At 36.9% G+C, this 14,321-nt stretch carries 8 protein-coding genes and 1 pseudogene; 5 read left to right on the top strand and 4 right to left on the bottom strand.

Features of this window, described 5'->3' with window-relative positions; all coding sequences use genetic code 11:
* Positions 1-79: 79 nt before the first annotated feature.
* Positions 80-511, top strand: coding sequence for a hypothetical protein (locus AZ46_RS15865; RefSeq protein ID WP_029284379.1), 432 nt, complete (start codon positions 80-82; stop codon positions 509-511).
* 109 nt (positions 512-620) lie between these two features.
* Here the strand turns inward: AZ46_RS15865 and AZ46_RS15860 are convergent, their stop codons facing one another.
* Together AZ46_RS15860 and AZ46_RS22605 are read right to left on the bottom strand one after the other, a co-directional pair.
* Positions 621-1,094, bottom strand: coding sequence for a hypothetical protein (locus tag AZ46_RS15860; RefSeq protein ID WP_029284377.1), 474 nt, complete (start codon positions 1,092-1,094; stop codon positions 621-623).
* 190 nt (positions 1,095-1,284) lie between these two features.
* Positions 1,285-1,596, bottom strand: a complete 312-nt coding sequence (locus AZ46_RS22605) for an SMI1/KNR4 family protein (RefSeq protein WP_412768605.1) — start codon at positions 1,594-1,596, stop codon at positions 1,285-1,287.
* Positions 1,597-1,611: 15 nt separating this feature from the next.
* Between AZ46_RS22605 and AZ46_RS15850 the strand changes: the two genes are divergently transcribed.
* The 4 genes and pseudogenes from AZ46_RS15850 to AZ46_RS15835 all read left to right on the top strand — a co-directional run bounded on the left by AZ46_RS15850 (position 1,612) and on the right by AZ46_RS15835 (position 4,142).
* Complete coding sequence (locus tag AZ46_RS15850) at positions 1,612-2,190, top strand: hypothetical protein (protein WP_029284373.1); 579 nt, start codon at positions 1,612-1,614, stop codon at positions 2,188-2,190.
* 34 nt (positions 2,191-2,224) lie between these two features.
* Complete coding sequence (locus AZ46_RS15845) at positions 2,225-2,854, top strand: immunity protein Imm33 domain-containing protein (RefSeq protein WP_029284371.1); 630 nt, start codon at positions 2,225-2,227, stop codon at positions 2,852-2,854.
* 699 nt (positions 2,855-3,553) lie between these two features.
* A pseudogene (locus AZ46_RS22600) lies at positions 3,554-3,844 on the top strand (ArdC-like ssDNA-binding domain-containing protein); the annotation flags it as partial.
* A gap of 25 nt (positions 3,845-3,869) precedes the next feature.
* A complete protein-coding gene (locus AZ46_RS15835) occupies positions 3,870-4,142 on the top strand; it encodes a YolD-like family protein (protein ID WP_029284368.1) in 273 nt (90 codons plus the stop codon).
* Positions 4,143-4,506: 364 nt separating this feature from the next.
* Here the strand turns inward: AZ46_RS15835 and AZ46_RS15830 are convergent, their stop codons facing one another.
* Together AZ46_RS15830 and AZ46_RS15825 are read right to left on the bottom strand one after the other, a co-directional pair.
* On the bottom strand, positions 4,507-4,932 hold the full coding sequence (locus tag AZ46_RS15830) for an Imm26 family immunity protein (protein ID WP_029284366.1): 426 nt from the start codon (positions 4,930-4,932) through the stop codon (positions 4,507-4,509).
* Position 4,933: 1 nt separating this feature from the next.
* Positions 4,934-13,342, bottom strand: coding sequence for a DNRLRE domain-containing protein (locus AZ46_RS15825; RefSeq protein WP_081870211.1), 8,409 nt, complete (start codon positions 13,340-13,342; stop codon positions 4,934-4,936).
* Positions 13,343-14,321 lie beyond the last annotated feature (979 nt).

The following is a 14,321-nucleotide window of genomic DNA, read 5'->3' as shown; positions in this document are numbered from 1 at the left end:
TGGCAGATTACTTTAAGAAGGTATTGGCCGTAATTTTGAAGAATTATCAATTTATCAGGGTGAAAAGGAGGATTTATTTATGAGGAAAAGCAAACCAATTGATAAATTAACCATAGAGGACCTAAAAGAAAATCCAATATGGGAATGGGCAATAGATGAAGAGGAAAATGAAGAACAAGACGAAACGTGGGTAAGACCATCAGAAGCAAAAAATTTTACAGAAGAACTAAACGGTTCAATAGTATCAGGGGAATTAGTCACAAATATTGACGATATATTTCCGATGATGTGTAGTCTTGATATTGATAATAACCAAGTCATTATTAGTTCTATTATTTTTTATAATGAAATAGAAGATGAGTACTGTGCCTTAGAAGATGTCGTTAAAGAATTTCAATTACCAATATCAATTAATATCGAGCTTACAATTAAAGGAAAACCTAAATCTTTAGTTTTTTCTGCAAATAAAGTTGATATTTATAAAAATGACTTAAAAACAAATTTAAATTAACTTCTTATTCAACTAACGGGTGAGTAAGTTCAAAAAGGATTAAGTAAGAGGACCAATGGTTTTTCTCTTGCTGAAAAATCAACAGTATCGTATAAGAGAGCTTTGTTTTTTAATCTAAATCTAAATCAGATAAGTCTATTTCTGGTGTCCTTTCTTTTTCTTCATCATACAAAAAATTTTCCGGGGACGTTTTAATTGTTTTTTTTATAACGTCTCTTACATGTTCAATATCCTTCAGTTTAACGTTATATTTCTTTAAAACCTCAAATGCTCCCAGGAAAAAGTAGTCAAGATAAGCTTCTATTACATCTGGTGCCTCCGTAATTCTGTAATAGGGCAAGCATAGAGCCCAAACTTTAATATCATCTTTTCTATAGTAATCTGGACCTCTCACTTCAAGCTCTGTAGTTGCTCTGTTAGTAGTGACCATCAAGTTAATTAACTGATCCTTATTTACTAAGTCCAGTTTGTACGGACCTGTAATCTTTTCATTTATCTCATGAATAATTAAATTACCTACTTTATAAGAAATCGGGAAATAGGTTCCAACCTCGTCATATAGACGTGAGACAGTAATATACATAGTAACCTCCAGATAGATATATATATAAGGTGCTGTACAAAATGATGCTACTCTGAATATTGGACACGAAGAATAGGGAGAATCTATGTATAATGGGAGACATTAGATTCCAATCAAGGAGTGTCCAATATGAAAAAACAATTGTATATTTAGCTTTAAATTTCTTTAAGTTAATAACTAAACTCAGAATTCAATTGTTATTTTCGAGTAGTTTTAAGAAGAATTCGCCAAAAGATGAAAATTCCATATTAATCTCTTGTTCCTTAAAACTAATACCTTCAGTAAATGAGATAACACTCCCAAAATTCTCATTAGGATTACAATCAATTGCGTGATACTCATTGTTGACCCCTGAATTATATATTACTAAGTAATCTTTTGGGAGTTCCATTTCCTTCCTTAATAATTCTGTAATACAAATGACACTTGGTATACCTAAGGGTTCTACACCTAAGCCATAAATTTCTTCTCCAAAGATATCACCAAGCCCATAATACTTTATGAAGAAGGGTACGACATGATTAATTTAAGAAGACTATCACCCAATTGCCCCAAGTGTAACAGTATCAATACGTATGATATTATTCCAGACTTACCTGAAACACTGGATTACCAATTACAAGCTGTTGATTATAATCTAGATAATTATGCAATAGGAAATGCAAAGTTTTATTGTATGACATGTAATCATACCTGGAAGAAATATAGAGGGAAAAAGCCTTATGAAAAGATTACAAAACTCTATACTTCTATTTGGGGATTTCCTGGTCCAAACTACGAAGTTGAAATAGATTTTGTTAAGAAGACCATCGAACACTCAACTAGTTTAATTGATAGGAAGCGTCCAGGAATAGAATTGAAAAAAATAGATGAAACCGAAGTAAGGTGGCTCTTGAATAAACTATACGAATGCAGCCTTTTAAACTGGGCGGAGGAGTATGAAGTGAATGGTCTGGTATGTGACGGAACACATTGGAGTGTCCGAATCGAATATGACACATATTGTGAAATAAAGACAGGAAGCAACCATTTTCCTGATAAATGGACCAGGTTTTGTAAGGTTATCTCAAAACTAAGTGACAATGATTTTTATTAATCGCAATTTTGCGAGGTCAAAGGAGAGAAAAGGGATGTCCTGGTATTTAGATAATGTTTACGACCTAAACAAAGAATCGCCGTATACGTTTTATGTGCCAAGCTCAAAAGTGTTGGACAAATTAAAAGTTGGTGATTTGGTTAAGTTAATCTTCGTAACTGAGAAGGCTGAAGATGATGGATATAGAGGAGAGAGAATGTGGGTTCAAATCATTAGCACAAACGGAAAGAGATTTAAAGGCAAACTGGACAATGAACCTTTCCGTTTGCCTTTGAAAATAGGCGATGAGATTTCATTCGGCATTGAAAATATTTGCGATACGGAATATGAAGACCCAGCCTCATCTAGATGGGATTTTTATTTTGACAGCTTAGTTACAGTCAGCGAAGATGTGCTTGAAAGGGAAGAATTCAACTTTATGTTAAGAGATCATCCAAACGGCGAAGACGATTCTGGCTGGTCTATATTCAGTGGCTATGAAGATGATGAATACCTAAATGATTCCGAAAACTTTCAAATTGTCTCTGTTGGAGTAATCTTGAATTTTGAAGATTCCATATTGGAATTTATCCATGAGCCGCCATTATGTGCATATGAAAGAGATGATAAAGGCGGATTTTATAAGATTGATGATTACGATTGGGACGGTTATTTAAATGGTTAATTGAAAAAGTAGAACTCTTTTTTTGATATTTTGTGATTGCTATTTCTAGTTTTAATTCTCTGCGAATTGTTCTAATTTTTAAATGATAATTACGTTTTGTACTTCACAAATATTAAATTAAAGATATAAATAATAACATCATTAACATATATGTCAATGTATATATTACATGTAAATCACTGTAAGGCTCATTCTTCACCTACACACCGGTAGGATTCTGTTCCATTTGCGTAAAACCGCCATACCGAACGAGCCGGAGAGCATAAACATAAAGAGAAGAAAGGAAAGCAGCCTGCAGGCTGCTTTTTATATTGTCTTTTTCAGCCTTTTTGCGCTCTGAATCGTACAAGGGCGCAGTCCGAGCTACCCTTTCATCAGCCTGAGCCTCCCAGGCTAGCGCCCTCTGATTGCTGAAAGGTAAGTCGGACAGTCAGCCGGTCAAGGCGCACAAAAATTTGTGATGAGACGGGGCTTCATCAAAAACTTTTGTGCTTTTCCCTTGACCGCCTGCCTATGCTGCTTGTTCGTTCTCCGCGTTAAAAGGGCGAAAATCCTCCCCTTTAGGGAAGTGACTCGCTCAGAGCGCAAAAACAAGTGGCACAAAACTAGGCACTGGAAGAAATCAAGGAGCAACTCGATAAAGGGATAAGGGAGGTCATGATGAGCGAGTAGTTCCGGGGGTGGCTTACGTTCCTTACAAGCTTTCACAGCTACAGTTTCAATAACACTATTCTCATCTACACGCAAAGGCCGGATGCAAACCATGTAAAGGGATTTCAGGAGTGGAAAAAGCACGGCCTGTTCGTAATGAAGGGGGCAAAAACTATCAGGGTCCTTGCACCGTTAAGTAGAGCTTATAAGCAGAAGCAAATCGAAACAAACGAATGCAAAGCAGCATGCGACGCCGTCATTTCTCTTCGTGTTTTTATTGCCTCTTTCAAGAACCCAGGCATTTCGAATAAGAGAACGAAAGTTTGTATACTTGATTAAAGTAAACGATAAGGGCGGTAGTCGTATGAGTATAATGCCGAATGAAAAGGCAATGGACATCCAGCGATCTATGAGTCTAGCAATGGAGTATCAGCGTGAAATCTCCGTTATTTATTTGCAGAACGGTCAAATCCTGCATTTTATAGGTTTCATTCATTACTGGAACGAGGAAACAGATGATATTAGAATCATCAACACATTTGGCGATATTATCCGTCTAAAGCTAGATGAGGTTGTTATTCTGTATGTATTGGAAGCTAATTCTCTTAATATAAATACTGGTCATCACAACTTGTAAGATGACAGGTAAACTTTTAAAAGCTCCAATTATAAATAATTAGAATATTAATTAGAATGAAATACGCACATCGTTATATAATGCGATATATATTTTAACATATATGTTATGTTGTTATTCATCTATCTATTCAAAAAACCTCTCATATGTAGCCCTCGTTCAATTCATAGAAAAATGCTGGATAAATACTATATTTCCTTACTTTCTAAACTAAATATGACAAAAGGCCAGCAATTCGAAAGTAATTTCGCTTGCTGGCCTTTTGTTGTGCTTATCAGATGGTGCTCTTTACTCATTTCAGGTTTACGATACCTTATGTCAATAACATGGTTCGAGTCATCCCTATATATTCTAGAAGTATTTATTAACCGTTATTCCATCTGTTGCTGCCAAGTATTCTATCTATGATGTGTTCTTCATCCCAAGCTGCAGCTAACTCCAAGTTTTTACACTCTTCATGAGTAGCAGGGTAAAATTCTCCTTTAAAATATATGGAATATGTGTTAGAAATCGTATCAATCACACACATTTTAGGTGGCCATGCTGCATCTTCAGATGGAAATTCTTTAAAGGCAACAAGGGGCCATTTTCCTGATTTTAAAATATCTTGATATACTCCTACGATAAAGTTAAATTCTTCATCTTTAGGAACATCGTCTATACTATTCCCTATTTGTTTGTATATCCCAATGCAACCGTCCTTATAAACTTTTCCAAAAGCATATTTATTGTTAGGTAAAGGAATAGCATGTACATTTCCAACTTTTACGCGTCTCTTTTTAGGTTTCATGTTAATAGAACTCCTTTCTTGCTGCTTTAATATATGTTTTACGCTTTTTATTATTATCCGAGATTCCATTGATTTTGTTTCCTGATTTTCCCTTTTTTGATTTTGCACCTCCATTTTTTTCAATAAGTAGTTGTTCTCTTCCCCGAATCGCGTTTTTATTCTTAGATGATTTATCGAGTACTGCCGCCCCAAAACCCTCTTTATTCATATGGTGATTCCTATCTCTATTTGTTACATTTTGTAAGGGTGTTCCTCGTCCGCTTGTTCTACCTGTATATACTTCTCCTGTCTTTTTATTTTTCTTAGTATATGTTTGATATGTTAAAGTACACTTGTTATGTGTCCACACCCCAAGATCTGAAACGAAATAAGAATGATAGTCTTTGACCTTGAAATTATAGACTGTGACATGCTTTTTAACAATTTTGATATCGTCGATAGATAGGGTTGTTCCGTCACTCGTCTCTAATAGATCTCCCTTTACAAGATCTTTGGCTTTAATCCATCCTTCTCCGACAACCCAAAACGGATGTTCATCTGTTGTCTCGATCACTTTGCCTTTTATGTGAAGCTGATAGATGGTATCTACATCTCTTTCATATAGCCATTCTACTTCTTTATACGCCTGATCACCAGACTCTTCATCTTTGGCAAGGACTTTGTCTCCTACTTGAATGTCCTCAATCGGTTTTTCACCATCTTCAGTGAGAACCTTGGTCCCTAACGTAAAGCAGTTACATTTTCTACTTGCATTTACATTTCTTTTTGATTTTGATTTCTTTAAAGAGGAAGCCGCAAATTTCTTTGCTTTTTTCGCTTTCTTTCCGTACTTAACTGCACCTTTAAGACCTTTTACTGCCCATTTTGCTTGTCCAGCTCCAGGTATAAAGTTACTTGCAATCGATACTGTTGCTCCTGCTTTATGATACCATTTTGATTTTGGATTGCGCAGAGTTCTTATATCGTTTCCAATATATGCGTTGTAGCCTTTTCTTGCATATTTCTTTGAAGCCTTCCAGCCTTTTTGAAGCCATTTTGGCGCATGGCCGTCTGGGTCGATGTTGTTGACGGGATCTGCATCTGCATACAGATAACGATTGAGTGATGTTGGATCTTCTTCTGTGCCTTCATATTCATCCGGTACAATAAATCTGCCTGTAGATGGATCATAATCTCTCCATCCCATCAAATAAAGGTTGGTATCAACATCATACATGACACCGTATTTTCCTACATATCGATACACGTTTGCATTAGCGAGGGCCTGGTCACCCGTCATGGCAATGACATTTCCCCACTCATCATAATCATAGGTGGCTTTTACATTTCCAGCTGCATCTGTAATCGCAATAACATCGCCGCGCGCATTGAATTGATAGTAATAAACGACTTCATCCAAACTGAAGCTTAAGACATTTCCATCTGCATCACGATAGTACTTTAAACGCTGCTGCTGAGAAGGGCCTTCTATTGTTTCTAAAAACAACTCCCCATTTGTATCACGATGATAATGATAATGCGTATTTTTGCTTCCATCATTAATGTTCTTAGCTATACGATTACCATCAGTATCATATTCATATAAAACCTCTGGCTGTTTTTGACCATTGACAGTCTTATTGACTTTCATCAATTGATCATCACTGTTATACCCATAGTCGGTCACAGTGGTAGTGGCCCCTTCTTTCAGCGTTATTTTTGCCAGGGTGCCTGAAGGATTATGGACATAATCATATGTGCGTACCAAACTGCCAGTGCTGTCATTGAATACTTTCTTTTGAAGGATTCTGTTTTCTGTTGCATAGGTATACGATTCAATTACTTTTCCTGTGCTTAGATTTTCAACTTTAAGTAGATTCGAATTGGCATCATATGAATATTTAAGTTTTTTTCCATTGGATTCAACTGTTTCTAATTGTCCAGAAGCTGTGTACGTATACTTTTTCTTGACTGACCCTTTATCAGAAATCTGGATGATTTGTTCCGTATCTGAGTGTTGATAGTCTAAATCGATAACGACATTTCCGTTGCCTCTGTTCTTTGCCTTTAAGGTTTTGACCTTGGATCCGCCATTGTAAGTGATATCCGTTACAATTCCAGGGGCGGTGACTTTTGATAATGAATCATCCACTAAATACTCGTAAGAAAACGTATCAAAGTTAGGAGTCATAATTTTCTGTGTTCGATCACTGTTATCGTAAGTTACAACAGTATCTCCCAAAGCATTCTTCATTGTTTCTTCATTTTTATTATCATTAAACGTGTTCGTCGTTACCGTATTTGTGTGGCTGATCGTCTCTGATAACAATCGATTGTTTTTGTCATAAATTGACACTGTTTCACTGTTATAGAATCCGTCTCCGTCAGGATCGACTGGAATTGGAACCGGATTCGTTTCATCATACACCCAAGTATGTGTGACATTACCATTGTTGTCATGATAGAAACGACTCTCCGTTTTCTTTCCATCTTCCGTGTTGGTTCCAGTTTCTTTAACTAATTGACTTAACTCATCATAGACGTATTCGATTTCTTTAGATGTGGTAGTAGCTGATCCTTTTGTCTCTTTTATGCTTTTTTTCTGTACCTGGCCGATTGCATCATAAGCATATGAAACAATTTGCAGCGTTGTCTCGCCAGTGTTAGGATCTTTTATTTCTTTCGTTTCTGTTTTAAGCTGTCCTTCCTCATCATACGTCCAATCTGTCACAGATCCTGTGGCATCAACTAGCTTAGTTTTATCCCCTGCTGCGTTATACGTATAGACCGTTCGTTTTCCTTCGGCATCCACTACATCCTTTAACTGGCCATTCGCCTCATAGATATAGGTTGTTGCACCCAATTTATCAAGGGCAACGGCTTCATTTCCTAATCCGTCGTACAACGTCCATGTCTCGACTGAAGGAGTGGAAGAATCTCTGCTGTATATGGCATTGTTATTTTTGTCATACTGGAATTCAGTCCAAGCACCTGTACCTGTAATGGTCTTTACAAGGTTTCCAACTGCATCATATTTGTTCTGCTCAACAAGCGTGTTCTGATCTTTTGTCGGATCTGAGGAACTGATCATTCGGTCTAATTCATCATACCGATTATGTGTTATTCCTCTTAGATGAGGAGTGGATGTCACAGCATCAAATGCCCAATCTTCTTCTGTTAGTTTATTGTCATTTGCATCATACGTAAACCTAAGTTCGTTGCGCAAAGGATCAATACTTTTCACTTGACGGCCGAGTGCATCATAATCGTAACGGATGACAGAGCCATTTCCGTCCTTTTCAGCAACTTTTTCTCCCAGTTCGTTGTATTCATCAATTTCAGTAATTGTGACAACTTCAGGAGTTCGTGGTACTTGCAAATCATAAAACGTCTTTGTCACTTTCGGCTGTCTAATAACGACTTGATGGTTTTGTTCATCATATTCGTATTCTACAGCTTGCCCAAGCGCATCCGTTTCCTTAAGAAGATTTCCATTTGCATCATATTCAAACTTTGTCAGTTTTCCTAAACGGTCCATTTGTTCGGTAATCTGATGATCAGCGTTATAGGTGAATTGAGAAGCCTGCCCCAATTCGTTTATTTCTTTTTTCTTATTACCGGCTGTATCATATTCAAAAACCATTTTCTTTCCATAAGGATCAAAGGACTCTACTAAGTGCAATCCATTTGTACTGTAGGTGTTTTTGAGAGTATATCCGCTTTCTTCCATTCTTACATCGTCCACTAATAGTGATGATGAAGACCCAACCTTATACGTCACAAAGGCTGCACCGGCAGGAATATCAGCTGCAACATGCTGGAGTGTCCATGATGCAGATGTAGAAGCAGCACTTGATTTAGAGCTGATTAAGGACTTGGATTGATCATAAAACTGAACGGACGTAACAGCCCCCGTGCCTTTAATCCAACCCAATACACGCACAGGCAGTTTCCCGGACTTCACTGGAACATAGTCCGATTCAGCTGTACCATTTAAAATGAGGCTTTTAGCTCCACTTCGCTTGTCTGCAGTTTGATATGCAGCTGTTCCTGAAATTCTCCAACTTGGAAAAGAAGAACCTTCTCCTGTTTCAAAACTGTAGTTCGGAACATATCCGTATAATGGGCCTCGCTCGTACGCTGTTTCAATTACATTTCCATACTCATCGTATTTGTAAGTTTCTTTAAATCCGTCTGAGTCGATAGCCCATATACGATTTCCCTTAGTATCATAGTCATAAGACTTGATCCTTCCTAAAGGATCAGTCTCTTTTGTGACGAGATTTGTTCCTGGTTTGTATTCGTAAGTCGTAACAGGGGTATACGTATTTCCTTCAATATCTTTTGTTGTTGGTTCCGTTTCTGTTAAGACGTTACCTATTCCATCGTATGTGAATGAAGTTTTATAGCCTTTTCCATTGATGGACTCTTTTAAATTGTTATTCTCATAAGTGTTTCGCTTTGCTACTCTTAAACCGTCTGGATCATCTACACTTTTAATTAAGTTCCCATTTTCATTCGTCTCATAGTCTGAAATACTTGATTTGTTTGGACCTGCTTGTGAGACTCTGGTTGTTTTATTCGTTAAGTTGTAAACATAGGATTCATTTAAAGTCCAAGGAGCATTCTTTCCGCCAGTTGCTGCATTTCTAGAAGTGAGTGTACTCTGAACGTTCACCAAACGATGTCCATTGTACTCATAAATAATCTTATTTTGTTTTGGATTTACATACTCTTTAAGCTTTCCATATGCATTGTAATCATAGGTCAACGTGCGATAGAGATTGATGTCCTTATCAAAATACTCTACTTTGGTTAAACGATCATTTGTGTATCCATATTTAATTTTTGTTCCGGCAAAGGTGCTGATTTCAACCAGTCTTTCATTTTGATAGACAAAATTTGTTATCCGTCCGGTTGCATCTTCAATCTCTTTTATTGTAGCTCCCTCATAACGGATGAGGTTCTTATTTCCATTTCTATCTTCATAAGAAACAAGCTTTCCATTTGAGTCAAACGATTGAACGATACCAGATTCGTCTAGATCCTTTAACGTATACGTTCCATTACCTAGTTTCACTAGTTGTCTATATACACCTTTAGGAGCTGTGAAGGTTGAGTCTGTATTTTTTATGAATGTATGTCTTGTTCCATCTTCATCTACTAACTGAAGATTACCATTGGCTTCCTCTGAAATAGACATATGAAGATCCAGTCTCCAGCCTTGCCCCAATGTTGTGGAAGCCCCATCTTGGCTATTGTAAGAACGACTGATGGTGGTGTCTAATCCTCTGCCTTTAAGAGAACTATCGGAAGACTGGAAAAATAAATTCCCGTTAGCAACGTTTACCTTACTCATGCCGTAACCAGATTGAGTATCGACATAAGCCCAGTAATCTTCAGATCCCAACATTGGAATAATTGGGTCTACCCAAACCATCCGAGTTGATACTGACGTATTTCCAGCTTGGTCTGATACAGCGAGCTTGATGGTATATAGTCCAGCTGCTAACCTTTCTGTGTCCCACTCAGCTAGAACGTTATCTTCAATCGTTTGTGATTTTTGGTTTATAACAGTCCATGTTTGCGGTGATTCACCCTGGCCATAACTAACTGAATAATCCCTAAGATCCTTGTCGTCCAACGCTGTTCCAGTAATTAGTGTTTTCCCATTTACATAATCGAGTGCACGAGGCAAATCTAATCTTGAAGTTGGGTAAGATGTGTCTAAAATAATCGTATCTGAAGAAACAGTCGATTCATTACCCGATGCATCTTTATAGGTCACAGATACCGTTTTTACTTCATTTCCTTCAGATAAAACCCAAGACTTTGAAGGAGAAAAGGTTTCATAAACCGACCATGTGTTTTGTTCATTGCGAATTTTTTGCTGATACGGTCCATTGGCATTATCACTCATTGAAAGGTTGAGGTTTACATTCGGTGAATTTGTGATGGGTTCACCATTATTAATAACGATATTACCTGTTGGTGAAGTCGTATCCACAACTTTGATAGTTGATGATACTTCGTCTCCGAAACGGCCCACGGTTAATTTAAGCATTTGCCACTGAGTTAAGAAATTGCCGGGGTTTTTACCGCCGTTAAATTTAAGGTTAAACGTCTTAGTTTGAGTTGGTCCTATTGATTCACCGCTAGGAATCGGCATTCTCGTATCTTTAGTTAGGGGATCAATTTCCTCTTTTGAACCCAGATAAAACCCATCAGTTGAAGTCCAAGTCTGTAACCCTTCGTTTTTGACAGTGATTGCTACATCGTAATTCAAGCTCGCTTCCATTTGAGGAGGTATGGAATAGCTTACAATCGACGCATCCATCTGTTTTCTGGCAACGTCTGATGAAGCATCCGAATTGATATAGTTTCCTTGATTATCTATGGCTTTTACATACATATGATAGTTCGTGCGAGCAACAGCGTTTGGTACTGTAAATGAATTCGTTGTGACGAAGGTACCGTTTACGACATCCGTCTTTCCGGCACCTGTGCCAACATACACATGATATCCTTTTAATCCAGAGTTCGAGTCTGTTGATGCGCCCCATGTAAATGTAAAATTGGAATCTAACTTGTTGCTTACAACCGGCTTTCCTGGTTTTGATGGTGCAGTTGCATCAGGAATTGTTGGCATAAACGCATCGGATTGTGCTGTGTCACCGTTTCCATTATAGGCTACAACTCTAAACCAAAAATTCTTGTTATTCGGATAATTGTTTCCGCATTTTTGGTAATGTGACCGCGGATCATCAGGTAACTCTCCGCCTGTACCATCCTTTTTAAGCGAGCAGGTGTTATCGAGGGGCCAAAGTTTTTTCCCTTTGGTTGTATACGATGTTACATTGCCTACGTTAAATTCTTCATAAGAAGCCCCATTGTAAATTAAAACCTTATAACCCGTTGCGCCTGAAACGGCTGTCCAATTTAAGTTGACATACCCATTTTTTGAATTTACTCCGTTTCCTTGTGCACTCCCTGTTGGAGCGCTTGGCTTAGGAGAATAGGTAATTTCAAGCTTCGGAGCATACGTACCACTGCTATAATCACCTGAATAGAATTTGCGGTAACTACCTGTTGTATTCTCATTAGAAGCCTGCATCACTAGTCCGTGATAGTTTGCAGGATTGTCATACCAATAGTTGACGAGATTCGTTACTCCCCATGAGTACCATCCATTTGCTGCCCCTTTAGGGAAAGCTTGACTGGCATAAGAACCGTCAAAGGTTGGCTGATTGTTCCACTTTACCGTCGTTTCACCCCATGCGGCGTTTGCTTTATGGATATTAACAGTTGTATCTACACTTGCTGGTTCATAATATTTGTAGGCTTTGAAAGTTGCTCCCGTTAATAAACCGCCGTTTAAGCTAGGCAAACTTGTTCCAAACTTAATAAAAGTGCGATGGCTGTTAACAGTTGGCGCATACCCTGTCCTTAGTTCCGGATCACTGCCATAGTTCACATTGTTATATACTTCTCCAACATAGGCATCACTTGTAGTGCTTGTTGTCCCGCCTACAGTTAGCGTTGGATCAAGTAAGATAGGAAACTTTGTTTCAGGATCTGTTATAAAGTCTTGATCCAAGACAAGAGTAAGTTGGTGACTGCCTTTCTCACTCTTTAACTCATAATAATTTTTATGAGATTCCTTGTCTTCTGCATCTCTCATAAATGGAGGTTCAAAGTTCCACACCACTGTCTTTGTTTTTGGATCAGTAAACTCTATCACATTTTCTTTCTGTGTCACTTGAAGGTTTGTTTTCAGATCGAACACAATATTTTTTTGATTTGTTTTTTTATTTATTATGAAATCTTCTTTAACCCCGTTAGCACGTATTGTGTATTTTGCATCAATGTTGGGAAAGATTTTTTCATATGTTATAAACTGGTCTTTCCCCACAGGCTTAGAGGGGCTAGCTTCTCTTATGCTATATGACAGGTGATAGGATCCTTGCTTCATTTTGAAAATTTCTTTGCTGGCATCTTTACCAAAAGAAGCTTTATATTTGTTAGCTTTGTTCTGATATTTAAATGTTACTTTGTCTTCGGGCGTTGAAATTTGTTCTGTAACATCATTATCAATTTCTTTCCACTCTTTTTTGCCAGGCTCCTGATAATGAACGTCTACAGGAAAGACCTCTATTGATTCTGATAAATCACTGTTTTTCCATGTCCTAGAGTTTTTTGTTCTTTTTTCCTTAATTTCTGCTATTTTTTCTGCTTTTGTTCTTTTAGTTTTTCCTTTTTTCTTTTTTTTGTCTTTCTCTTCAGTCTTTCCTACTTCTTCCTCTTCCATATCTGATCCACCGTGAGCGAATGCTTCAATAGCATTTAACGGCATAATGGATAGCAGAAGAGTAAAAACAATAACTAGATGTAGCATAAGTCTTAATGGTTTTTTTTGAAAATAGCGACTCATTTCTCAATTTCCTTTCATATATAAGATGTTATTTCCTGACTTTACTAGAGTCGCAGGTTAATTGTAGGTAGTAAAGAGCCCTCCTTTTTACTGTTTCTGAGAAATTTTACACAATTTACTTGATGTTAAGAAATGCCATTTGTACTATTTGTTACAAAAAAATATAAAAAATTACAAATGCAAACATTGTTTCTTTTTCTAACCTGAAAATTAAAAATATGTAGTAGATATTTTAAGCATTTAACACAAAAACTTTTGTCTTAAAAAGTGAAATCTTTATTGCGGAACGAAGAGGCCGGATGAAAGTCAGGATTTGCTTACATATCAAGATAATGAAATCAGCCCAAAAGGTTGCGGTTTTTAATTTTCAAATTAAATTTTAAAAATCTAATTTAATGAACAATGTTCATCATCCTCATTATAATTTTTAGATAATAGTGGATTCTGACGGTAATTTGAAGAAAGAAGTAATGGACAAAATTGAGGATAGCCTCTCCGAGTTTACAAATATTTTTAGAAGAATATGCAATTAAATCTTACTTTATAGACGCGAACATACTATGTCATTTGTGTTTTCTGTATTTTGGAATCGTTAATTCAGATTATCCACTTAAAATCTACGTTGAATATTTCATACAAACACTGCCTACTGCCTATAATTTTCAATGAATGGGGAGTGACACAAGAACAAATTGAAGTCGTTACTCAAAATGTTTTCAATGAAATTTTAAATAACAAAGTTTATGAATTAACCAAAGAAGAATTGGACGAATTAACATTTAGCGTAAGAATTTTGGATAACATCTTAGTAGAATTAGGCATTGACAATGACTAATAATAAGGTGGAAATTTTAGGTGTATAGAAAGTAAGAAAAGGAACTGAATAGTAACAGGTTCGGTTTCAGAGTACAAAAACCTAATACACATTAAAATTATCAGTCCAATTCGCACCTGGATTGGACTGATAATTTTTAGTGAT

It is taken from the genome of Metabacillus indicus LMG 22858, assembly GCF_000708755.2.
In the GTDB taxonomy this organism is placed as follows: domain Bacteria; phylum Bacillota; class Bacilli; order Bacillales; family Bacillaceae; genus Bacillus_P; species Bacillus_P indicus.
This window is presented reverse-complemented; position numbering and strand designations above follow the sequence as displayed.

Bases quoted from the DNA above. Each gene is read 5' to 3' on its own strand.
- AZ46_RS15865 (WP_029284379.1), top strand. From the start codon at position 80: ATGAGGAAAAGCAAACCAATTGATAAATTAACCATAGAGGACCTAAAA.
- AZ46_RS15860 (WP_029284377.1), bottom strand. From the start codon at position 1,094: ATGTATATTACTGTCTCACGTCTATATGACGAGGTTGGAACCTATTTC.
- AZ46_RS15850 (WP_029284373.1), top strand. From the start codon at position 1,612: ATGATTAATTTAAGAAGACTATCACCCAATTGCCCCAAGTGTAACAGT.
- AZ46_RS15845 (WP_029284371.1), top strand. From the start codon at position 2,225: ATGTCCTGGTATTTAGATAATGTTTACGACCTAAACAAAGAATCGCCG.
- AZ46_RS15835 (WP_029284368.1), top strand. From the start codon at position 3,870: ATGAGTATAATGCCGAATGAAAAGGCAATGGACATCCAGCGATCTATG.
- AZ46_RS15830 (WP_029284366.1), bottom strand. From the start codon at position 4,932: ATGAAACCTAAAAAGAGACGCGTAAAAGTTGGAAATGTACATGCTATT.
- AZ46_RS15825 (WP_081870211.1), bottom strand. From the start codon at position 13,342: ATGAGTCGCTATTTTCAAAAAAAACCATTAAGACTTATGCTACATCTA.